We start from the raw sequence: 22,896 nt of genomic DNA, 5'->3' as shown, positions 1-22,896 counted from the left end.
GCCTCATGTGCCAGGCCACCCGGGACATTCTGTGGGCGCCGGCTGCAAGCTGGGTTCGAAAACAGAACCAGTGTGCAGGACTGGTGCTGCGCGTAGGCTCCGGGCAAGCCACTTACCACCGTTATGATCCCCGCAAGAAGCAACATCTGATCACCTACGGGGCCCGGATGATTGCCGCCAAGCATCAACCGGAAACCGCCCAGGGCTGGTTATCCACCCGGGAAATCCGGAGCCGCGGCTATTTTGAGGGGGAAGTGAGTGTGCTGAACCTGCTGGCGCACACCTGCTGCCATGAGTTTGCCCATTTGTTGCAGCACAGCGCCGGGCAGCGGCATTACGGCTCGGTGCATAACCGGCATTTCTATGAAGCGCTGGATGAGTTGCACCACAGCGGTGCCGCAAACGCCACCCGGCTATACCTTGCGGAACAGGCCAGCGGCTGCGGGATCGAGCTATCCACCGCGCCCTTTGAATTTCCGAGTCCCACTGCGGAGCATCGGCACTGGCAGGTGGGGGATTCAGTGGTATTCGGCGACGGCAGACGCGAAATTCAAGGCCAGGTGGTGCGCGTTAACCGCAAGACTTGCACCGTGACTGTCAGCCAGCATGCCCGGATCCTTCGTTACCGGGTGCCGCTGTCGCTGCTTCGGCGGGCTGCTGCGGCCTGACTCAGGCGGGTTCCCGGGCCCCAGTGCGAGCAAGCAGGTCCTGTATCTCCGGAAGGCAGGAGCCACAGTTGGTACCACACTTCAGGTGCTCGCCCAGTGCCTCCGGGCTGGCCATGCCCTGCTCAATGGCTTGGGCAATCTGGTGCTCACCCACGCCAAAACAGCTGCAGATAATCGGCCCCGCCGCCTCGCCTTCCACCGTCCCTGCTGCCAGTAACGACCGGCGTTGTTCCGGCCCCAGCTCACCGCTGCCGAAGCAACTGTCCAGCCAGTCCAGATCCGGCATGGTCTGAGCACAGGGTTCAACCAGTAACACGGCATCCAGTCGATCGCCGCTGAGCCAGGCGGCTCGGTAACGCTGCCTGGCGCGGTCCTCCATCACCATTTCCGGTTCCCGGGAAAAACACCCTTGCCCCCAGTCATCCCAGTTCATGTCATGGCCACCGGCGAACCACCAGCTGTGACTGTGGGGCAAGCGCTGGCGGCTCCAGTAGACAAGGGCAGTGGTGTCCAATGAAACATCGCTGGCGTCATTCAACATCAGCCTCGCCTGCCAGCAAGTCACCAGGGGCCGGATTGTCGCCACCCCGTGCTTGCCTTCTGGCTGGCCGGAGATGGGGTCCACAACCGGCCGGATCAGGCTGGAGGCCAGGGCAGCAGAGGCAAACCGGCCATTCCAGTGAATGGGCACAAACACTTCACCGGTACGCTGCCCGGTGCTGGCCCGCACCCGACCAACGTAACCGGCACCGCCCTGCCCACGCAGCAACGCCAGCGCGCCTTCCGTCAGGCCAAAGTTGGCAAGATCCGCCGGGTGCAGCTCAATAAAGGGCTCGCTGCGATGGGCAAGCAGTCTGGGGGCCACGGCCGTTCGGGTCATGGTGTGCCATTGGTCCCGGATTCGCCCGGTATTCACCACCAGTGGATACCGGGGGCTCGGTTGCTGCCCGGGCGGCAAACTGGACACAGGCACCAACCGGGCCCGGCCATCCGGCGTAGGGAACCTGCCGTGCGAAAACAGCCGGCGGGTTTGCATCCAGGCTCCTGGATTACCATCCGTAACCGGCCACTGCACCGGCGCCAGTTCGTCGTACTCCTTGTCACTGAGCTGAGACAACGCCGAAATATTGAACACACGCTCGCCCCCGTTTCCATAACCGGACAACGCAGCATGTTCACGAAAAATATCGGCCGGGGAACGGTAGTCGAAGGCTTGGGCATGGCCAAGGGCCCAGGCAACATCCCGCATAATCTGCCAATCCGGCCGGACCTTCTCCGGCAGGGATAGAAACCGCCGTTGGCGCGAAATGCGACGCTCCGAATTAGTCACCGTTCCATCTTTCTCGCCCCAGCCGGCAGCCGGCAAGAGGATATCGGCAAACTGCGTGGTATCGGTCTGAGCCACACAGTCCGAAACGATCAACGTCTGGCAACGGGACAGTGCCTGGTGAATCCGGTCAGTGTCCGGCAGGCTGACTGCGGGGTTGGTTCCCATTACCCAGAGCACACGGATCTCACCCCGGTGAACCGCCTCGAACAACTCCACGGCTTTATGGCCAGGCCCCTTGGCCATCTGCTCGCTGTGCCAGAAATCCGAGACCCGGAGCATGGCGCCCGGGGTGTCATAATCCATATGGGCTGCCAGGGTATTGGCGAGCCCGCCGACCTCACGACCACCCATGGCATTGGGCTGCCCGGTTAACGAAAACGGGCTCGCACCCGGTAGGCCCACCCGCCCGGTAGCCAGATGGCAGTTAATGATGGCATTGGCTTTGTCGGTACCGGCGACCGACTGATTAATACCCTGGGAAAAAGCGGTCACAGTGCGCCCGGTGTCTGCAAACCACTCATAGAAGCACCGTACATCTTCTGCTGCCAGATCGCAGCCGCTGGCCACCGCTTGCACAGAAGGGGCACAGGACCGGGCGATCGCCAGGGTTTCCTCGAAACCGTTACAGTGCTTTGCAATATAGTCATCCGCCAGCGCTTCATGATCCTGCAGCCAGACCAGCAAGCCGTTGAACAACAGGGTGTCTGTTCCGGGGCGAAGCTGAAGGTGCAGGTCCGCCAGGTCGGTCGTTGCTGTCTTTCTGGGATCGATGACCACCACTCTCCGTCCCTGACGACCTGCCGCACTCATCCGCTGGTACAGCACCGGGTGGGCCCAGGCGGCGTTGCTGCCCGCAAGCACCAGCAAGTCCGCCAGCTCAAGATCCTCGTAGCAGCCCGGGACACAGTCCTCGCCAAAGGCACGCTTGTGGGCCGCAACGGCCGAGGACATGCACAGTCTGGAATTGGTATCCACATGCGGAGTGCCGATAAAGCCCTTGGCCAGCTTGTTGGCAACGTAATAATCCTCCGTGAGCAACTGCCCGGAGAGATAGAAAGCCACCGACTCCGGACCATGCTCCCGCACCGATTCAGAAATGGCCCCGGCTATCCGGTCAATGGCCTCAGCCCACGTCACCTCACGCCCCCCGACCTTTGGCTCCAACAACCGGTTCGGATCCTCCAGCGTCTCGTGCAAGGCAGAGCCCTTGACGCAAAGCCGGCCGCCATTAGCCGGATGCAGGCGATCGCCCCCGACATCGCCGGAGGTGGCCAGCACACCGCAGCCAACACCACAGTAGGGGCAGGTGGTGGCAATAGAGTCCGTTGGAGTGTCGTGGTGTTTCATGCTGTTCCTCGCTTTTAACCAAAAAACCCGCCTCCCGGGTTCTGTTTCCAGAGCCGGGGGCGGGCTTCGTTGCCTGAGTTGTCTGTCTTTAAAGAAAGCAATTAGGAGGCCAGTGCACGCTTTGATGCCTGTAAGGGCCTTGAATGCCGCATGGTGCGCAGGTTGAAGCCAGGCTGCACCGTTAAAAAGATCCCGTGGAAAGCCTCTCGATTGGTGTTCACCTTGGTGCAATTGTCCATTTTCTGCACCAAAACCACCCCGGCACAGAACCGGGCGCCCCTGCCTGAACGACCAGAGATCCCGCAACCTACTGAAATACATGAATAGTTCCAAATGGCACGGCTTGTGCTGAGTAATTAGTGAACCATCACGACATCACAGCTCTCATTTACAGGCATCGGCGCCTGCTCTCCGGCAACGGAGGCAGGCGCTTTTTTTTGCGCGTCTGGAATGAAAGAACCGAGAGGCATCCCGATGAAGACAGTGAACCATTATGTTCGACCTTTACTGACCGCCACCCTGATCGGTCTGAGTTCCCTGGCCCAGGCCGAGATTGGCCCGGCGGAGAAACCCGACCTGAAGCTTGGCTTCATCAAGCTCACGGATATGGCCCCGCTGGCGGTTGCCTGGGAACAGGGCTACTTCATGGACGAGGGCCTGTTCGTGGAGCTCGAAGCCCAGGCGAACTGGAAGGTGTTGCTGGACCGGGTGATCACCGGCGAACTGGACGGTGCGCATATGCTGGCCGGCCAGCCGCTGGGCGCCTCCATAGGCTATGGCACCCAAGCCGACATCATCACCGCCTTCAGCATGGACCTCAACGGCAACGGCATTACCGTGTCCAACGATGTCTGGGAAGCGATGAAACCGAACCTGGAGATGGAAGGCGAGCGTCTGGCCCACCCGATTTCAGCCAGCGCCCTTAAGCCCGTGGTGGAGCAGACCCGTGCCAATGGCGAGCGCTTCCGCATGGGCATGGTGTTTCCGGTGTCCACCCACAATTACGAACTGCGTTACTGGCTGGCCGCCGGTGGCCTGAATCCCGGCTTCTACGCGCCCCAGCGCGGTGACACCAGCGGCACCCTCGAGGCCGACGTGCACCTTTCCGTAACGCCACCGCCGCAAATGCCGGCCACCATGGAAGCGGGCACCATCCAGGGCTACTGCGTGGGTGAACCCTGGAACCAGCAGGCGGTGTTCAAGGGCATCGGTGTGCCGGTGATTACCGACTACGAAATCTGGCCCAACAACCCGGAAAAGGTATTCGGGGTGACCGAATCCTGGGCGGAGCAATACCCCAACACCCACCTGCGTTTACTGCGGGCGCTGATCCGCGCCGCTTACTGGCTGGACGAAAACCAGAACGCCAACCGGGAAGCCGCCGTGGACATTCTGGCGCGTCCCAGCTACGTGGGGGCCGACAGGGAAGTCATTGCCAACTCCATGACCGGCACCTTCGAGTATGAAAAGGGCGATGTCCGGGAAGTACCGGATTTCAACGTCTTCTTCCGCTACCACGCCACCTACCCCTATCCGTCTGATGCGATCTGGTACCTGAGCCAGATGCGTCGCTGGGGACAGATTCCCGAGGCGAAATCCGACGACTGGTACATGAAGACCGCAGCCCGGGTGTATCGGGGCGATCTTTACGCCGAAGCCGCCCAGTCACTGATCGAGGACGGCCTGATGACCGCCAGTGACTTCCCGGACTTTGCCCAGGAGAACTTTGAACGTCCAGTGCAGGGTGAGCTGATTGACGGTGTACCGTTCACTCCGCGCCAACCCAACGCCTACATCGATCGTTTCAGTATCGGCCTGAAAGGGTCAGAGACACCGTGAGGGAGGGCTAAAAATGACTACGTTAAGTGCAAGAATCGGTCAGTCCATGGCCAGTGGCAGCCGCCAGCTGCTTTCCGGTATGCATCCGCGCGAATGGCTCACGCGGGGCAAAGAGCTGCTGTTGCCGCTGGTTGGTATTCTGCTCTTCCTCGGCTTCTGGCACCTGGCCGCACCGCAGGTGGAAACCTCCCTGGGGGCTTTCCCCGGCCCGGTGCAGGTGTGGGAGCAATCCGGACAACTGTGGCAGGAGCACGCCAGCCAGCGGGAGCGGGCCGATAAGTTCATCACCATGCAGGAGGAGCGTAATGCCCGCATTCTGGCCGACAATCCGCAGGCAGACGTCCGCATCCGGGATTACCCGGGCGCGCCCACCTTTCTCGACCAGGTGGTCACCAGCCTGCTGACCGTACTGGCCGGTTTCGCCCTGGCGTCATTGATTGCAGTGCCGTTGGGCATTGTCTTTGGCCTGAACCGGTACTTCCAGGCTGCGGTGAATCCCCTGATACAGATCTTCAAACCGGTCTCTCCGCTGGCCTGGCTGCCGCTGGTGACCATGGTGGTGTCCGCCACCTATGTCAGTGACGATCCGATGTTCGAGAAGTCGTTCCTGACCTCGATGATTACAGTCACCCTGTGCAGTCTGTGGCCGACGCTGATTAATACCAGTGTTGGGGTAGCCGCAGTGAGTCCCGATCTGCTGAACGTCTCCCGGGTACTGCGGCTGTCATTCTGGACCCACGTGCGCAAGGTGGTTTTGCCTTCGTCGGTGCCGATGATCTTTACCGGCTTGCGGGTGTCGCTGGGTATTGCCTGGATGGTGCTGATCGCCGCTGAGATGCTGGCGCAGAGCCCGGGGCTGGGTAAGTTCGTCTGGGATGAGTTCCAGAATGGCAGTAGCCAGTCTTTGAGTCGGATTATGGTGGCGGTGCTGGCCATCGGGTTTATCGGGTTTTTGCTGGATCGGGTAATGCTGTTAATTCAGAAAAAGGTGGCATGGAATGAATAAGACACATCTGGAACTAACCGGAGTCGAGATGGCGTTTGATACGCCGAAAGGACCCTTCGTTGCCCTGGACAATGTGAACTTGAAGATCCAGAAAGGGGAGTTTGTTTCACTGATCGGCCATTCCGGCTGCGGAAAATCAACGGTGCTTAACATTGTTGCCGGGTTACTGCAGGCCTCCAGGGGTGGCTGTGTACTGGACGGGCATGAGGTAAATTCGCCCGGCCCCGAGCGGGCGGTGGTGTTTCAGAATCATGCCCTGATGCCCTGGTTAACGGTGTATGAAAACGTGGAACTGGCGGTGCGGCAGGTGTTTCGCAAGTCGATGACCCGGCAGGAGCGCAAGGACTGGATTACCCACAACCTGGAGCTGGTGAATATGGCCCACGCCGCCAACAAGCGGCCGGGTGAAATTTCCGGGGGGATGGCGCAGCGGGTGGGCATCGCCCGGGCCTTGGCCATGAAACCCAGTGTGTTGCTGATGGATGAGCCGTTCGGGGCGCTGGATGCGTTAACCCGGGCGCATTTGCAGGATTCGCTGATGGAAATTCAGCAGGAGCTGAACAATACCGTGATCATGATTACCCACGATGTGGACGAGGCGGTGCTGTTGTCCGACCGCATTATCATGATGACCAACGGCCCTGCAGCCACGGTGGGGGAGGATCTGCACATTGATTTGCCTCGGCCACGCAATCGCGTGGCGTTGGCGGATGATACCAGGTATGTGCATTACCGGCAGGAGGTGTTGTCGTTCCTGTACGAGAAACAACGCAAGCTGGAGTCTCTGAACAGTCGGCGCGGCAGCAGTACAAAACCCGAAACGCCGGCCAGTAAACATTCAGCCACCGCTTGAGTGTGTGCAGGGGCGGGCTTTGCCCGCACCTGCCTTATCCCGATTTCAGCTTAATACCCCCGCCATGGAGACCAGTGCCCGGGCGACGTCCGGCAGCCGTTTACCCTGGTCCATGGCCAGCTTACGCAGCAGGCGGTGCGCTTCATCGTTGCTGATGTTGCGGTGTTCCATCAACAGCAAGACGGCCTTTTCCTGGGTACGGCGGTCTTCCAGGGCATCTTTGGCACTCTGCAATTCTTCGGACATCTGACGCAGGCGGCGGGTCTGTTCCTGAACCAGGTCAAAGATGGATCGGCCTGCCTGCTGCCCGACACCTTCCCCGGCCCATGCGTCGGCGGTTCCGGCATCTACACCGTTATCGCAGACCACCAGCACAGGCGTTGGTGAGGCATGCCGTTGTTCCAGCGAGGCCAGCAGGGTTTCCTGGTGAGCCAGGGAGTGGCGGGCTTCGGTGTAGCGTTGAACGCAGCGATGGTGAAAGGCGCTCTCCACCGAATCCTCAATCTTCTTCAAATCGTCCATACGGTCGGTCATCAGGTTAAACCAGCGGTCGGCCATCTCGTTATCCAGGGACTTGTAACGCCCGACCGAGACGGCCGTCTGTCGCATCCGCTCGATTTCCAGTTCCCGCGGGTGAGCGCGCAGGGCTTGCCAGAGCGACAGGCTGTCTTCGTTAGCAAAGCCGATAAACACCTCAAAGCACCGTTCCTGTGCTTCAACCAGGTGCATCATGCGCCGGGACAGTGCGTTATCGAAGTGCCCGCTGGAGAATCCCGCCGAGCCTGCGGCCCTCTCCTGACCGCAGTATTCCTTGCCATTCATCACATGCACCATGGCTACCAGCAGGCCGGCGATAGAAGGCTCGGCCACGGTTTCAGCCGCCTCGAAAACCACGGTAATCAGTTGATGAATACTGTCGCAAAACCACTCCGTGGCCTCCGAGACACTGGCCACCTGTTCATTCACTCTCTGCCGTAACCCCGGCAGTTGATCGAGGCTGTGCAGGGCGCTGGCGATGTGCCCGAGCAGAGGGCTGCTGACCGGATGGGTGGTGAGATCCTCCTGAATGTCTGCCAGTGCCTGCCGGAAGGTGGCGGCCAGTTGGTCGTTCTCGCCGGCCATGAAGGTCCGTTCCCGGGCAAAGCGCTGGCAACCGGACCCCAGATAAAGGTTGGTGGCACCACGCTCCCTTTGCAGGCCATGGACCAGGTTGCCAACGCTCTGCACCAACCGCCCCATCTGCAGAAAGTATTCCAGGTTACGGATCTCACACTGCCGGGAGGCCATCAGGAATTCCGCAGCCGTCGCTGGCGCGGTCACATGGGCATGGCGTTTGTTGTTCATGGTGCAGCTCCTGGTGTCATTACACAATTTGTTCCTGTCTGCCCGGTATGCAGCAATTTACAGGCCACCCCTTCCGGCCCAATCATCGTGCACCTCGCCCCATCCCGGGGCACCCTTTTCACTCTAACCAGCCCGTCTCCTCCATCGATTTACTGTAACTCATTGAATAACAATGGCATGGAAAGTTGGCACGAAGATCGCTAATCCTTAATCAAGGACGACTGTCCCGGCCATGGAATCAGGCCGGACCATCAGATCATTGTTGTTGGCATTGGTGCCGGACCATCTGTTCTCTTCGGAGAGCATGATGCTCCGGCTTTTTTCGTTGCTGGAGGAGTTCAATTCCATGGAACACACACAGGACAACCCGCTGGTGATCTGCGGCCACGGCATGGTCGCGCAGCGGCTGCTGGAGCAACTGGTAGCCCAGGGGCATCCGTTCAGCCGGATTGTGGTGTTTAACGGTGAGCCCTTCGCTGCCTACAACCGGATCCAGTTGTCGTCATTACTGGCTGATCAGATTCAGGAAACCGATCTGGAACTGAAACCCTGGCAGTGGTTCCGGAAACACAGCATTGAGGTGCACCAGCACGAGCCTGTCACCCATATCGATCCGGGCCAGCGCCAGGTAACAACCGCCTGTGGCCGCATTCAGCCCTACCACACGCTGGTGCTGGCCACCGGAGCGCGCCCCTCCCGCCCTGGCCTCCCAGGTGAAGACCTTGACGGCGTAATGAACTTCCGGGATCTGGCCGACACCCGCACGCTGATCCGGCAGGCTCAGGCACACCGGCGGGCCGTGGTAATCGGCGGAGGGTTTCTGGGACTGGAGGCGGCCGAAGGGCTGCGGGCCCGGGGCATGAAGGTTACGGTTCTGCACCGCAGCGGCCACCTGCTCAACCGCCAGCTGAACCCCATCGCCGGCGATATTCTGCGGCGTAGATTACAGCAACGGGGGCTGAATATCCGAACCGGCACCTCTCCCGTCTCCCTGCTCGGCAGGCATCAGGTCCGCGCCGTGGAACTGGGCGACGGAACGGTTCTGGCCACTGACCTGGTGGTTATTGCCACCGGTATTACACCTAACAAGGGATTGGCCGCTGACGCCGGCCTCACCTGTGACCGGGGTGTTCGGGTCGATCCGCACCTGATGACGTCCAGCCCGCATGTCTACGCACTGGGTGAGTGCTGCCAGTTTCATGGCCACACCTTTGGCCTGGTCGAGCCGGGTTACGAGCAGGCGCGCATCCTCGCACAGCATCTTTGCCAGGCGCCGGGCGCCGGGACATTCGAGCCCGGAGAGGTGGCCACCCGCCTGAAGATCAGTGATCTGCCGATTTTTTCCTGTGGCCGGATAGCCCCGGGTGAACACACCGAACTCATTGAGTGGCAGGACCGGACACGGGCCGTATACGGCCAACTGCTGGTGGATGGCAACCGGCTGACCGGGGCCATCCTGCTGGGCGACACCACCAACAGCCTCTGGTACAGCCAACTGATTCGCTCCGGCGCCAACATTTCCCGCTATCGGGACACCATCGCCTTCGGCAAACCCTATTGCGACGCAGCGGCCTGAGCCGTTGCCATGAGAGAGGACAACACCATGAGCAAACAAACCCTGATCGTGATCGGCAACGGCATGGTTGGCCATCACTTCCTGGAGCAATTCACCCAGTCGCCGGCTGCCGGGAGTTTTAACATTCTGGTGTTCGGGGAAGAGAAGCAACTGGCCTACGACCGGGTGCACCTGTCGGAGTACTTCAGTGGCTCCACCCATGCCGACCTGGCCATGGGCACGGCAGACTGGTACAGGGAACAGGGCATTGACCTTCGCCTGAATGAGCCGGTTACCGCCATCGACCGGGACGCCCGGGTGATAACCACCGCCAAGGGCGTCTATCCCTATGACGAACTGGTACTGGCCACCGGCTCCTATCCGTTTGTACCGCCGATTGAAGGCAACGACCGGGACGGATGCTTCGTGTACCGCACCCTGGACGACCTGGACGCCATTCAGGCCAGCGCCCAGTCTGCAAAAACCGGCGTGGTGGTGGGCGGCGGTCTGCTGGGGCTGGAAGCGGCGAATGCCCTGAAAAGCCTCGGCCTGCAGGCCCATGTGGTGGAATTCGCCCCGCGCCTGATGCCGGTGCAGCTGGACGATCAGGGTGGCGCCCTGTTGCGTCAGAAGATCGAGGACCTCGGCGTACAGGTGCACACCGAGAAAGCCACCACCGCCATCGTGCCGGGAAGCGGTGCGCGGCTACGGATGAATTTCTCGGATGAGAGCCATCTGGAGACCGACCTGATTGTGTTCTCCGCCGGCATCCGCCCCCAGGATACCCTGGCCCGGGCCTGCGGCCTGGAAGTGGGCGAACGCGGCGGGATTGTGATCAACAACCAGTGCACCACGTCCGACCCGCACATCCACGCCATCGGCGAATGCGCGCTCTGGAACAACTTTGTCTTCGGCCTGGTGGCGCCGGGCTACACCATGGCCCGCACGCTATCGGCGGCGCTGAACAACGACGCCAGTGCGGCCTTCACCGGCGCCGACATGAGCACCAAACTCAAGCTGCTGGGGGTGGATGTGGGCTCCATCGGCGACGCCCATGCCAAGACCCCCGGCGCCCGTAACATTCGCTTTCACGATGAGCAGGCCGGCCACTACCGGCGCATGGTGGTGAGCCAGGACGGCAAGACCCTGCTGGGCGCCATTCTGGTGGGCGATAACGGCCCCTATGACACCCTGCTGCAATACGCCCTCAATGGCATCGAGCTGCCGGCCAATCCGGAAGCCCTGATTCTGCCGGAGAGCGAAGGCGGTGCCCCTGCGCTGGGAGCGGACGCTCTACCGGACACGGCCTCTATCTGTTCCTGCCACAACGTCACCAAGGGCGATATCTGCGGCGCTATTGACGCAGGTTGCGCCGATCTGGGCAGTGTAAAAGCGGAAACCAAAGCCAGTACCGGCTGCGGTGGCTGCGCGGCGCTGCTCAAAAAGGTGGTGGACAGCGAGCTGGAAAAACGCGGCGTGGAGGTGTGCACCGATCTGTGCGAGCACTTCCCCTACACCCGCCAGGAGCTGTTCCATCTGGTCAAGGTAAACGGCATCCGCACCTTCCGGGGCCTGCTCAAGCAATACGGCAAGGGCCAGGGCTGCGATATCTGCAAACCCACGGTGGGCTCGATTCTGGCTACCTGCTGGAACGAGCACATCCTGGCCACGGACCACGTGCCGCTGCAGGACACCAACGACACCTTCATGGCCAATATGCAGAAGAACGGCACTTACTCGATTGTGCCGCGAATTCCCGGCGGCGAGATCACCCCGGACAAGCTGATCGTTCTGGGCGAGGTGGCCAGGGAATACAACCTGTACACGAAGATCACCGGCGGCCAGCGGGTGGATCTGTTCGGCGCCACCCTGACTGAGCTGCCGGAGATCTGGGAAAAGCTGATCGCCGCCGGTTTCGAAACCGGCCACGCCTACGGCAAGTCCCTGCGCACGGTGAAGTCCTGTGTGGGTAGCACCTGGTGCCGCTACGGCGTGCAGGACAGTGTGGGCATGGCGATCACCCTGGAGAATCGCTACAAGGGGCTGCGGGCGCCCCACAAGGTGAAGATGGCGGTGTCTGGCTGTACCCGGGAGTGTGCCGAGGCCCAGAGCAAGGACTTTGGGGTGATTGCCACGGAGAAGGGCTGGAACCTGTACGTGTGCGGCAACGGCGGCATGCGGCCGCGGCATGCGGATCTGTTTGCCACGGATCTGTCAGATGAGGAGCTGATTCGCACGATTGATCGGGTGGTGATGTTCTATGTGCGCACGGCGGACCGGCTGCAGCGGACGTCGGTCTGGATGGAGAATCTGGAGGGCGGTCTGGAGTATCTGAAGCAGGTGGTGCTGGAGGACAGCCTGGGTATCGGCGAGGAGCTTGAGCAGCACATGGCGGATCTGGTGGATACCTATCAGTGTGAGTGGAAGACCGCGGTGGAGGATCCGGAGAAGCGTAAGCGGTTCCGGGAGTTTGTGAATGCGCCGGAGCAGAAAGATCCGGTGCAGCGTTGGACTTCGGAGCGGGGGCAGCGGCGGCCTGTTTTGGAGGTGGCTTCTTCGTAGCCTTCTGGCTTGGGGGCGGAGCACGGGGGCCGGGGTAATTTTCTTCTGGAAAAAATAACTCGCTTTGCTCAGACATCTTTTTTCCTGCCAGAAAATTACCCCGACCCCCGCGCTCGCAAACATAAGTGGGATAGGAAACTGACATACATTTGGATTTTGGAGACTTTGCTATGAAAGCTCGGACTTGTTGGGAAGCGGTTTGTACGGTGGACGATCTGGTGGCTGACTCCGGCATTGCGGTTTGGACGGAGGACGGGCCGGTGGCGGTGTTTTATCTGCCACACCGGCTGCCGGCGCTGTTTGCCATCAGCCATACCGATCCGTTCAGTGGCTCGAACGTGCTGGCCCGGGGGATTACCGGGGATATCAACGGGGAGCCGGTGGTGGCGTCGCCGTTGTATAAACAGCATTTCAGTTTGCGTACCGGACAGTGTCTGGAGGATGACAGTGTGCAGGTGAAAACGTATCCGGCGCTGCTGGACGGCAATCGGATTCGGCTGGAGGTGCCGGTGGCTCAGGCGGCGTCGGTGGCCGCCTGAGCCCCTGGGGTCGCTGAACGGGCGTCAGCCGGGTTTGTTTGGGTCAATCCGGTGTCGGGCAAGTTGCGGTAGTATCATCTCTATCCTCAACAACACGAGATGCACCGTGACACCTCTCAGCCCCACCGACCAATTGTTCCTCTGGCTGGAAAAGCGCCAGCAACCCATGCACGTGGGTGGGCTTCAGCTGTTTTCCTTTCCCGAAAACGCCCCGGACGATTACGTTGCCCGGCTGGCGGAGCAGTTGCGGCAGCAGCATCAGGTAACCGCGCCGTTCAACCGCCGGCTGAGCTACCGGCTGGGCCAGCCGGTGTGGGTGGAAGACGATCAGCTCGACCTGGAGCACCACTTCCGCTTTGAAGCGCTGCCAACGCCGGGTCGCATCCGGGAGCTGTTGTCGTTTGTGTCGGCCGAGCACTCGCACCTGATGGACCGGGAGCGACCGATGTGGGAGGTGCACCTGATTGAAGGGCTGAAAGACCGCCAGTTTGCCCTGTACACCAAGGTGCATCACTCGCTGATCGATGGGGTTTCCGCGATGCGCCTGGCCACCCGGATGCTGAGCGAAAACCCGCACGAAACCGGCATGCCGCCGATCTGGGATATGACACCAAGGGCGCGTTCCGGTGGCGATGATGGCAGCCTGTCACTCTGGCGCAGCGTTGCCCACCTGCTGAGCAGCTCCGGCAAACAGCTGGGCACCATTCCCACGGTAGCGAAGGAGCTGCTGAAAACCATCAACCAGGCCCGCAAAGACCCGGCCTACCACTCCATCTTCCACGCCCCGCGCAGCGTTCTGAACCAGAAAATTACCGGTTCCCGCCGCTTCGCCGCCCAGTCTTACTGCCTGAAACGCATCAAGGCGGTGTGTGAAGCCTATGGCACCACGGTGAACGACGTGGTCACCGCCATGTGTGCCTCAGCCCTGCGCACCTATCTGATGAACCAGGATGCCCTGCCCGCAAAACCGCTGATCGCCTTCGTGCCGGTTTCCCTGCGCCGGGACGACAGTTCCGAAGGCAACCAGGTCGGTGTGATCCTGGCCAACCTGCACACCGATGAAAACGACCCCGGCCAGCGCCTGATGAAAATCCATCAGAGCATGCAGGAAGCCAAGGACCGCTACCGGCACATGTCGTCTGAAGAAATCGTCAACTACACCGCCCTGACCCTGGCCCCGGCGGCCTTCCACCTGCTCACCGGCATGGCGCCAAACTGGCAGACCTTCAACGTGGTAATCTCCAACGTACCCGGCCCTTCAGAACCCCGGTACTGGAACGGCGCCAGGCTCGAAGGCATGTACCCGGTCTCCATCGCCATGGACCGCCTGGCCCTGAACATGACCCTGACCAGCTACAACGGCCAGGTAGAATTCGGCCTCATCGGCTGCCGCCGGACATTGCCCAGCATGCAGCGAATGCTCGACCACCTGGAAGAAGGCCTGGCCGAGCTGGAAACCGCCGCCGGCCTGTAATCAGCCGAAACGGACTTCGTGGTTACGCTCGGAAACCTGGGTATTCAGGGTCCAGAAGTCGTACAGCACACCGATAAAGAACAAGCCGCCGGTCAGCAGATAGATCAGCCCGGTAATCCACTTGCCCATGTACATGCGATGCACGCCGAACACCCCCAGGAAGGTGAGCAGAATCCAGCTGATGTTGTAGCTGACCTCGCCTTCCTGAAAACGCCGGTCGGCCTGCCTGTCCATACTCGGAATCAGAAACAGGTCGATGATCCAGCCGATGAAGAACAGCCCTAAGGTGAAGAACCAGATGGTGCCGGTGATCGGTTTACCATAATAAAACCGGTGCGAGCCCAGGAATCCGAAGATCCAGAGCAGGTAGCCTATGACTTTGCTGTGGGTGTCTGGTTGTCCGTTCATCCTGGTTCCTTTTGTTTGGGTTCAAGTTTGGGTTCGGGTTCGGCTTGGGCCCCAGCCTTTTGGTTATGGGGGCGGGACTGGGTGGGTTGGATTATTTCTCCCTTGGAAAAAAGAACTCGCTGCGCTCAGACATCTTTTTTCTGGCGGGAGAAATAATCCAACCCCCCCGTCCGTCACAATATCGGGGCATAGGCGGGGAAGACAACTGCCAAAAACGGCAAAGAACAATGAAAATAATGTTCAGAAACAGTCCTGTCCCCTGTATTAACGGGTACGCCATCTAAAAGGCCAGCAGGGCGTGGGGTGGTGCCAGAGTTTTTTCTCTGAAAAAGATGTCTGAGCGCAGCGAGTTGTTTTTCAGAGAAAAAACTCTGGCGCCACCCTGCGACCAAGCTCCCAAGAACAAGGCGCAACAAATCAGGGCCCCACGTCCGGAGCCGGATCCACCCCACCTTCCCGGAATTCAGATGCAGACTTGCCGGTCCACTTTCGAAACGCCCTACTGAAGTTGGACAGGTCAGCATAGCCCAGTTCATAGGCGATCTCGCTGACGGACTGGGTGGTATAACGTAGCAGCTGGATAGCCCGGTCTTTCAGGACGGCTTCGACAATTTCCCGGTAACTGGTGTCCCGGTCCGCCAGCCGGCGCTTGAGGGTTCGGGATGAGACGTGGAATCGCTCGGCCATGGCTTCCAGGGACGGTAGCGGCCCCGGGGTCATTCTAAGCATGTTGCGGATGGCCAGTACGATATCGCCTTGTTCTTTCAGGGCCTTCTGCAGCTCGAATTCGCATTGGTCCCGGGCCATTTGGGAGGCTTCGGCGTCGGCCAGGCGCATTCTTACATCCAGCATCTGGCGCGGGAAGATCAGCATTTCTTCCGGCTGGCCGTAGTCGAACCGCACCGGCAGCTGGCTGGCAAAGGCTGAGTAACAAGCAGGTTCCGGGGCGCTCAGGCGTACTGAGACGCCGGGGAGCTTGCCGTCGGACAGGGCAAAGCCTTTGGCCTCGGCGTCGCTGCGGTCCAGTAGCTGCTCGGTCAGCAGAATCAGGGTGGCGCTGACGGTTTCGGCCAGGAAGTTGTACAACCCGGGCGCATCAAATTCGGTGCACAGCTGCACGAGCACCTGATCGCCAGCGAGGGATTGTTTCATGCTCAGGAACGGCGCCCGCAGTTGCAGGTAGCGGCGCACGGAATCCAGGGCGCCTTCAAAGGTGGGGCTGGTGAGGGCGGCGAAGCCGAGGGTGCCGTGGATGGTTACCCGCAGCTCCCGCGCCAGCTGGAAGCTCAGGCCATCCTTTCCGGCCAGTTCCAGTGCCCGCTGGGCCATGAGGATGGCGTCGGTGACAAACACGCGGCTGTCGTTGGCTTTGAGGTCTTCAGCGGTGAAGGCCAGCCCCTGATACAGGGAGCGGTCGTTATGGCCCAGCTTGCGTACGGTTTCTGCCAGTACCCGCAGGTAAACGCCCGGCACCAGAAACAGCCCTAACATCTGCTTCTCGGTGTCCGCTCCCGTTGCTGCCATAGTCTGTTCCTGAATTGATAAATGTCTGGTTACTGACTGTACCAGAACCCCATCAAAGCAACAGTGGGGCTGCGGGCCGCATGTTTGCCGTCATACCGGTCAATGCGGGGCTCCGGTGGCCCATTGTGAACGATGGCCGGCCCGTTTGCGCATTCAGCTTGTTGGTTGACTGGCCCACACTGGAGCCATGACATCAGCCAAAGCGTTCATACGCACAGGAGTAACAACATGCTGACCACGGCACACGCAAACGGCCAGACCAACGCCTCACATACCCCGGACAACGTCGCCATCAAGCCCCAGCGCATGGGCTTCGAGTTCGATGAGAAGGTGCCCCGCTACTGGCTGGATAACAATTATCTGATCAGCCACACCATGAATGCCCTGTCGGTGCTGTTCCCAGAAGGCGAGCAGTTTTTTGTGGATTCTGTGCGGGCGTTCCGCGATCAGATCAACGATCCGAAGCTGAAAGCCGAGGTTCGGGGTTTTATTGGCCAGGAGGCCATGCATTCCCTGGAACATATTGCCATGAACCAGCACGTTCGCGATCAGGGCATGCCGGTGGACGAGATGGAGAAGGATCTGAAGGTCATTCTGGACCTGGCCCGCAAGCTGCCCAAGCGGCACCAGCTTGCGGTGACCTGTGCCCTGGAGCATATCACGGCGATGATGGCGGATATGCTGCTGGAGCGGGACGATGTGCGTGAGGATATGCACGAGTCCATGCGCCCGCTGTGGGTGTGGCACGCCATTGAGGAAACCGAGCACAAGGCGGTGGCCTATGATGTGTTCCAGCAGGTGGGCGGCACCTATGCCGAGCGGGCTTTCTACCAGTTGTTCGCGACCGCGGCGCTGGGTGTGGTGGCTACCTGGTTTACCGGGCGGATGGTGATGAAGGATCGCAAGCATTTTTCGGTGAAGGGTGCAGCCAAGGGGATGTGGCGCATGTGGGGTAAGGATGGGGCTTTCTCTAGCCTGATTCCGGCCTGGGCGGAGTATTTCAAGCCGGATTTCCATCCCTGGGACAAGGACAATAGCGAGCTGATCGGGCGGTTTAAGGCACAGATTCAGCAGTATATTGCGCCGCAGTATAAGAGTGGGAATCGGCGGACCTTGCAGTAAGGTTTCTGGCTGGAGTTACGCTGGCGAGCGGGTTGGAGGGGCTTTCCTTTCGGAAAAAACAACTCGCTTCGCTCAGACATCTTTTTTCCTGCAGGAAAGCCCCTCCAACCCACTCTCCTGCTTGACCTGACTGACGACGAACTGTCTCCGACTGAACTTGAACTGTTGTGTGTTCTCCGGGCCAGTTATCCTACCTGGGCCTGCTTTGTCAGGCCTGACATCACGACTTCTCCCTTCTTCCACAGCCTCCATTCGCCGGGCTGGTAGACATCCCATTTTTCATCGGTGGTCAGGGGTTCTGTCACGATCACGCTGACGATGTCGTTGGGGGTGGTTTCGGATTCGAAGTCGACGGTGACGTCGGCGTCTTTTAGCCGGGCCGGGCCGAACGGAGCCCGGCGGGTGATGCTGGCCATTTTGGTGGTGCAGTGGGTGAACAGCCAGTCGCCGTTGCTGAGCAGCAGGTTGAAGACGCCTTCGCTGGCGTAGGCCTGGGACAGGCTCACGAGTCTGGTGACGACGTCTTCGAGCGGGGTGTCGCGGCTGCAGTCGCTGCGCAGGTGGTTGAGGATGTCGCAGAACAGGGCTTCGCTGTCGGTGTCGCCGACCGGCTCGTAGAAGCCGGGTTCGGGGCGGAAGCCGGTGAGTTGGCCGTTGTGGGCGAAGACCCAGTATCTGCCCCAGAGTTCACGGATAAACGGGTGGGTGTTGGCCAGGCAGATTTCGCCGACGTTTGCCTGGCGGATGTGGCAGATGGCGACTTCGCTTTTGATGGGGTGGGTCTGGACCACTTCGGCGATGCGGGAGTTGGCGCTGGCGTCGGCGTCGTGGAAGCTGCGCACGCCCTTGCCTTCATAGAAGGCCACGCCCCAGCCGTCTTTATGGGGGCCGGTGTCGCCGCCGCGGCGGGTCAGGCCGGTGAAGCTGAAGCACAGGTCGGTGGGGGTGTTGGCGCTCATGGCCAGCAGTTCGCACATGGTGGGTTCGGTCCTTGGTTGTTGGTGCTGTCAGCCTAAGGATACCCGATTCAGGCGGCACCTCCAGCCACCGTGTCCGTTTGCCCGGCCCGGGGTGCCAGGGCAGCGGGGGCTATGCGGTTTCGGCCTGCCCGTTTGCTACTGTACAGGCAGCCGTCTGCCACCGAAAACAACGTTTCGGCTTCCCGGCCGTGTTCCGGCCACTGCGCGATCCCGAAGGATGCCGTCACACTGATATTGGCGCCACCGCAGGTCAGTTGCTGACGGGCGATGCGCTGCCGGAGCTCATCCATCAGTTCATAGGCTGCCGCCGGTTTCGCATCACGCAGGATCAGTCCGAATTCCTCGCCGCCAAGCCGGCCCACGTAGTCGGTGGTGCGCAGTCGCTCGGCCAGGCACCGGCCAATGTGGCGCAGGACGATATCTCCCGCGTTGTGGCCGAAGGTGTCGTTGACCGCTTTGAAGTGATCGATATCCATCACCACCAGGGCAAAGCCAGTCCCGCTGCGCTCGCCTTCAGCGATCGTGCGGGCCAGGGTGGACTGGAAGGCAGAGCGGTTAGCCAGGCCGGTCAGGGTATCGGTGCGGGCCAGTTCCACCAGTTTCTGTTCAGCTTCCTCCCGGCGCAATTCATACATGTGCATGAAAATCTGCATCAATATCCCGCACAGCGTGAGGTTCAGAAGGTCAATCATGCCGCTGGCAGATTGCACGCCACCGAGGTACAGGTAATAAACCACACCACCTGCCAGCATGAATGGCACGCTGAGGATCATGCCCTCGCGCCGGCCCAGCAGCAAATAAGCCAGCACGGGCATCATCAGCACCCAGACAAACGCTGCCACCGAAGCATCAGGCAACAACATGATCGCGAGGAAGAAGGCAAAGAGTAAAATCAGGAAGGTGTAGATCCAACGCTGCAGATACGGCGTGGCGTCCAGGCGCATCGCCCCCAGAAACAGGAGGACGCTGGCACTGAGTTCGCTGGCGAATATCCAGGCATAGCCGTTAAACCATTGAAGCACGGCAAACACCGCCAGTGCAGACGCGGCAAACAGAAACAATAATCTGGCAAGTGAGCGACGATGATTATCCCGAAGACCGGAGCGACTTTGTTCCAGTGTCGCCCCCAAGTCCGGATGCTTAGGCGTTTTCATGCTGACCTTTCCCTGTATCAGCGTTGAGTATAGTCAGGAAAAACTGTCTGTAAAATAACCAGACAGTTATCCCCTAAAATGAATTACGCCCGCTTCAGATGTAGAGATTCTTGCGCGAAAAACGCTCCACCAGTGGCTGGTAGGCGGAGCCGAGCAGGCGGTTGATGGCGTCGATGCCCCAGGCATCCGGGCCCACGAGGATGCGGGATTCGTTTTTCAGAATGCCTTTCACGATGATTTCCGCAGCCTTTTCCGGGGTGGTCATGGCAATCTTATCGAAGCCTTTGCGCTGGGCTTCGCCGTTTTCGGATTTACCCATGCGGGCGGAGTTGGCGATGTTGGTGCGGATTCCGCCGGGGTGCACACAACTGACCTGCACCGGCTGGTTTTCCAGTTTCATTTCCTGGCGCAGGGATTCGGTAAAGCCCCGAACGGCAAACTTGGCCGCGTTGTAGGCGCTCTGCTTGGGCACGCCGATCAGGCCAAATACGCTGGAGACGTTCACCACATGGCCCTCACCGGATTCGATCAGGTGGGGCAGGAAGGCGCGGGTACCGTGGGCCACGCCCCAGAAGTCGATATCCATCACCCATTTGAAGTCTTCATCGGTCATCTCGCGAACGGAGGCCGACAGCGCCACGCCGGCGTTGTTGATGACCAGGTTAACCTGGCCGAAGTCCGCCCGTACCTGTTCGGCGTGGGCGTAGATGGCGTCGCGGTCAGAGACATCGAGAAGGTAAGAACGCACGTCGGCACCACCGCAGGCGGCCACGGTTTCCGCCAGCCCGGCTTCGTTAACATCAGACAGCGCCAGCCGGCAGCCTTTGGCGGCCAATACACTGGCAAGGGCCCGGCCGATTCCGGAGCCGGCTCCGGTTACCACAGCCACTTTGTTCTTGAGATCCTTCATGATTACGACCCTCTGTCTTGTTTTTGCTACTGATGCAGGTACTTTAATACTCCGGTACTGTAACAGCTGGGCCGCCATGCAAAATGGCATCACACGCCCCCTGAAACGGGCGCTCCGGCCACTTGATTCGACGACGGGATAAAACTGACTATGGAATGGAGTCTTACCCACTTCTGGCTGATTCTGGCCCTGGCCCTCAGCCTGGCCGAACTCACCTCCGGCGTACTGCTGTTGCTCGCCCTCGGCGTGGCGGCCGCACTGACCGCACTGGTGGCGTCTCTCGGCGCACCGTTTGAATGGCAACTGGTAGCGATGGGGGTTCTATCCGGCATTCTGGTTCCGGTGGCCATTCTCTGGATACGCCCCAGGTTCTCCCCCAAAGGGGTCGCCTACGGCACCACCGGCACCGGCGTGGAACACGGCAAGCTCTACCACTCTCAATTACGTGACTTTGACGGCACCACCGGCATTGAGGTCAATGGCGACTTCTATCGCCTGAAACTCGTGGACGGCAGCAGCCCTGCACTGCCGGAAGGCACGCCAGTGATTTTTGAAACCTTTGATGGCACAACCGCCATCGTGCACCTCGCACATCCCAACAAGGAGCAGTAAACATGGAAGCATTGATTACCCCGGGGCTGGTCATCAGCCTTATCATTGTCGCTGTTGGCGTTTTCGTTATTGCCAAGGGGCTGGTCATTATCCGGCAGTCCGAAGTCATGGTGATCGAGCGCCTGGGCTCGTTTAACCGGGTGCTGGAGAGCGGCATCAACATCATCATTCCGTTCATCGAGAAACCCCGCCCGATCAGCATGATCCGCTACATGCGCATGGGCGATGAGTATCACCCGGTCACCACTGACGAAGTCCGCATTGACCGTCGCGAAACCGTGATGGACTTTCCCGGCCAGCCGGTGGTCACCACCGACAACGTTACGGTAAAAATAAACGGGGCGCTTTACTACCAGATCATCGACCCCCGCCGGGCCGTATACGAAGTCGCCAATATGAGCCAGGCGGTGGAGGTGCTGGCCAAGACCACGCTGCGTTCGGTGGTGGGCAAGATGGAGCTGGACAAGCTGTTCGAATCCCGCAGCGAGGTCAACAATGCCATCCAGGCGGAAATGGAAGATGCCGCTTCGAAATGGGGCGTCAAGCTGACCCGGGTGGAAGTGCAGGACATCAGCATGCCCGAAGAAGTGGAAGAAGCCATGCGCCTGCAAATGGCCGCTGAGCGTAAGCGCCGGGCTACCGTAACCGAGGCGGAAGGCGAGAAATCCGCCGCCATTGCCATGGCTCAGGGCCAGCGCGAGTCCGCGATCCTGAACGCGCAGGGCGACAAAGAATCCGCGATTCTGCGCGCCCAGGGTGAGCAGGAGTCGATCCGCCTGGTACTCAACGCCATTGGCGATTCGGAGGAAAACAAGCGCACCGTTGTCGGCTACCTGCTGGGCCAGAGCTACATCAAAGCCCTGCCCACCATGGCGAAAGACGGCGAGCGGGTCTTCGTACCTTACGAATCCTCCGCCCTGCTGGGCTCCATGGGCATGTTCCGGGAACTGGCCGGCAGCCCTGAAGATGCCGTTCGGGACGCTCTGAGCCGGGACGGCCTGCGTGGTGGCATGGTGGCCTCAGCCGGCAACAGCTAAGCCATAAACCCGGTTACGGTGCTCGCTAGCCCAGCAAATGGTCCAGCGGGCGCTCGTAACTGGGTGCAAACACCTCCAGAAAGTACAGCACTTCCGGCAGTGCCTGCTGTTGCAGGCCATGGAGTATCTGCTCCGCCGCCGGCTCAAATTCCTTGTTGCCGGTCTGGATCTCGGCCCGGCATTTCAGCAGGGCTGACAGCCGGTCTGCTGCCTTGATCAGCTCTTTCTCCGCCTGGCCCAGCTGCGACTCCCGCACATAGGGAGCAAAATCCTCCCGCAAGTCATCGGGTAACAGCGCCAGCAGTTCTGCTTCGGCCTTGTGCTCGATATCCCCGAAGGCTTCCCGCATCACTTTCGAGTGGTACTTCACCGGGGTCGGCATATCACCGGTAATCACCTCGGTCGCATCGTGGTACAGCGCAGCAGCGGCGATGCGGTCGGCATTCACCGCCCCGTCAAAGTGCCGGTTGCGGATCAGCGCCAGGGCGTGGGCGATGGTGGCCACTTCCCAGGAATGGGTGGCCACGTTTTCTTCGATGGCATTGCGCATCAGGCCCCAGCGCTTGATCCAGCGCAGGCGCGACACATAGGCAAAGAAATGACTGGCAGCACGTGCCTTTAGACTGGCCATA

19 protein-coding genes are annotated in these 22,896 nt (G+C 60.4%); 11 read left to right on the top strand and 8 right to left on the bottom strand.

Annotated elements, in window-relative coordinates; all coding sequences use genetic code 11:
• The first annotated feature begins 5 nt into the window (after nt 1-5).
• Nucleotides 6-668 (top strand): hypothetical protein, encoded by a 663-nt coding sequence (locus Q668_RS15410; protein ID WP_022990529.1) that lies wholly within the window; start codon nt 6-8, stop codon nt 666-668.
• 1 nt (nt 669) lies between these two features.
• On the opposite strand, the gene Q668_RS15405 is transcribed toward Q668_RS15410, so the two are convergent.
• Entirely contained in the window at nt 670-3,345 is a 2,676-nt protein-coding gene (locus Q668_RS15405; RefSeq protein WP_022990528.1) for a nitrate reductase, read from the bottom strand.
• 474 nt (nt 3,346-3,819) lie between these two features.
• On the opposite strand from Q668_RS15405, the gene Q668_RS15400 reads away from it, so the two are divergent.
• The 3 genes from Q668_RS15400 to Q668_RS15390 are packed head-to-tail and all read left to right on the top strand — an operon-like array spanning nt 3,820 to nt 7,043.
• Nucleotides 3,820-5,184, top strand: coding sequence for a CmpA/NrtA family ABC transporter substrate-binding protein (locus Q668_RS15400; RefSeq protein ID WP_036220275.1), 1,365 nt, complete (start codon nt 3,820-3,822; stop codon nt 5,182-5,184).
• Between the two features lie 13 nt (nt 5,185-5,197).
• Nucleotides 5,198-6,190, top strand: a complete 993-nt coding sequence (locus tag Q668_RS15395; RefSeq protein ID WP_036220238.1) for an ABC transporter permease — start codon at nt 5,198-5,200, stop codon at nt 6,188-6,190.
• Complete coding sequence (locus Q668_RS15390) at nt 6,183-7,043, top strand: ABC transporter ATP-binding protein (RefSeq protein ID WP_036220236.1); 861 nt, start codon at nt 6,183-6,185, stop codon at nt 7,041-7,043. The genes Q668_RS15395 and Q668_RS15390 overlap by 8 nt, the downstream gene beginning before the upstream one ends.
• Before the next feature lie 45 nt (nt 7,044-7,088).
• Here Q668_RS15390 and Q668_RS15385 read toward each other — a convergent pair whose 3' ends face one another.
• Nucleotides 7,089-8,387, bottom strand: coding sequence for a nitrate regulatory protein (locus Q668_RS15385; RefSeq protein ID WP_022990524.1), 1,299 nt, complete (start codon nt 8,385-8,387; stop codon nt 7,089-7,091).
• A 346-nt stretch (nt 8,388-8,733) separates the two neighbouring features.
• Between Q668_RS15385 and Q668_RS15380 the strand changes: the two genes are divergently transcribed.
• The 4 genes from Q668_RS15380 to Q668_RS15365 all read left to right on the top strand — a co-directional run bounded on the left by Q668_RS15380 (nt 8,734) and on the right by Q668_RS15365 (nt 14,517).
• Nucleotides 8,734-9,963, top strand: coding sequence for an NAD(P)/FAD-dependent oxidoreductase (locus Q668_RS15380; RefSeq protein ID WP_036220273.1), 1,230 nt, complete (start codon nt 8,734-8,736; stop codon nt 9,961-9,963).
• 27 nt (nt 9,964-9,990) lie between these two features.
• The gene (gene nirB, locus Q668_RS15375; protein WP_022990522.1) at nt 9,991-12,504 is read left to right on the top strand and encodes a nitrite reductase large subunit NirB; all 2,514 of its coding nucleotides are present in this window, start codon (nt 9,991-9,993) and stop codon (nt 12,502-12,504) included.
• A 170-nt stretch (nt 12,505-12,674) separates the two neighbouring features.
• Entirely contained in the window at nt 12,675-13,043 is a 369-nt protein-coding gene (gene nirD / locus Q668_RS15370; RefSeq protein WP_036220235.1) for a nitrite reductase small subunit NirD, read from the top strand.
• Nucleotides 13,044-13,149: 106 nt separating this feature from the next.
• Nucleotides 13,150-14,517, top strand: coding sequence for a WS/DGAT/MGAT family O-acyltransferase (locus Q668_RS15365; protein ID WP_036220234.1), 1,368 nt, complete (start codon nt 13,150-13,152; stop codon nt 14,515-14,517).
• Here the strand turns inward: Q668_RS15365 and Q668_RS15360 are convergent, their stop codons facing one another.
• Together Q668_RS15360 and Q668_RS15355 are read right to left on the bottom strand one after the other, a co-directional pair.
• On the bottom strand, nt 14,518-14,925 hold the full coding sequence (locus tag Q668_RS15360; protein WP_022990519.1) for an NINE protein: 408 nt from the start codon (nt 14,923-14,925) through the stop codon (nt 14,518-14,520).
• 417 nt (nt 14,926-15,342) lie between these two features.
• On the bottom strand, nt 15,343-16,449 hold the full coding sequence (locus tag Q668_RS15355; RefSeq protein WP_022990518.1) for an AraC family transcriptional regulator: 1,107 nt from the start codon (nt 16,447-16,449) through the stop codon (nt 15,343-15,345).
• A 228-nt stretch (nt 16,450-16,677) separates the two neighbouring features.
• Here Q668_RS15355 and Q668_RS15350 point away from each other — a divergent pair, with 228 nt between their 5' ends.
• Entirely contained in the window at nt 16,678-17,571 is an 894-nt protein-coding gene (locus tag Q668_RS15350; protein ID WP_022990517.1) for a metal-dependent hydrolase, read from the top strand.
• 185 nt (nt 17,572-17,756) lie between these two features.
• Here Q668_RS15350 and Q668_RS15345 read toward each other — a convergent pair whose 3' ends face one another.
• The 3 genes from Q668_RS15345 to Q668_RS15335 form a co-directional block, all read right to left on the bottom strand.
• On the bottom strand, nt 17,757-18,548 hold the full coding sequence (locus Q668_RS15345) for a class II glutamine amidotransferase (protein ID WP_022990516.1): 792 nt from the start codon (nt 18,546-18,548) through the stop codon (nt 17,757-17,759).
• A gap of 50 nt (nt 18,549-18,598) precedes the next feature.
• Nucleotides 18,599-19,705 (bottom strand): GGDEF domain-containing protein, encoded by a 1,107-nt coding sequence (locus Q668_RS15340; RefSeq protein WP_036220232.1) that lies wholly within the window; start codon nt 19,703-19,705, stop codon nt 18,599-18,601.
• Between the two features lie 94 nt (nt 19,706-19,799).
• Nucleotides 19,800-20,615 (bottom strand): SDR family NAD(P)-dependent oxidoreductase, encoded by an 816-nt coding sequence (locus Q668_RS15335; RefSeq protein ID WP_022990514.1) that lies wholly within the window; start codon nt 20,613-20,615, stop codon nt 19,800-19,802.
• Between the two features lie 150 nt (nt 20,616-20,765).
• Here Q668_RS15335 and Q668_RS15330 point away from each other — a divergent pair, with 150 nt between their 5' ends.
• Together Q668_RS15330 and Q668_RS15325 are read left to right on the top strand one after the other, a co-directional pair.
• On the top strand, nt 20,766-21,227 hold the full coding sequence (locus Q668_RS15330; RefSeq protein WP_022990513.1) for an NfeD family protein: 462 nt from the start codon (nt 20,766-20,768) through the stop codon (nt 21,225-21,227).
• 2 nt (nt 21,228-21,229) lie between these two features.
• Nucleotides 21,230-22,264: an SPFH domain-containing protein gene (locus Q668_RS15325; protein WP_022990512.1), complete on the top strand. Its 1,035-nt coding sequence runs from the start codon at nt 21,230-21,232 to the stop codon at nt 22,262-22,264.
• A 25-nt stretch (nt 22,265-22,289) separates the two neighbouring features.
• On the opposite strand, the gene yfbR is transcribed toward Q668_RS15325, so the two are convergent.
• On the bottom strand, nt 22,290-22,895 hold the full coding sequence (gene yfbR / locus Q668_RS15320; RefSeq protein WP_022990511.1) for a 5'-deoxynucleotidase: 606 nt from the start codon (nt 22,893-22,895) through the stop codon (nt 22,290-22,292).
• Nucleotide 22,896 lies beyond the last annotated feature (1 nt).

It is taken from the genome of Marinobacter sp. ES-1 (assembly GCF_000475255.1).
Classification (GTDB): Bacteria; Pseudomonadota; Gammaproteobacteria; order Pseudomonadales; family Oleiphilaceae; genus Marinobacter; species Marinobacter vinifirmus.
The sequence above is the reverse complement of the archived record's forward strand: the minus strand, read 5'-3'. Positions and strand labels throughout refer to the sequence as shown.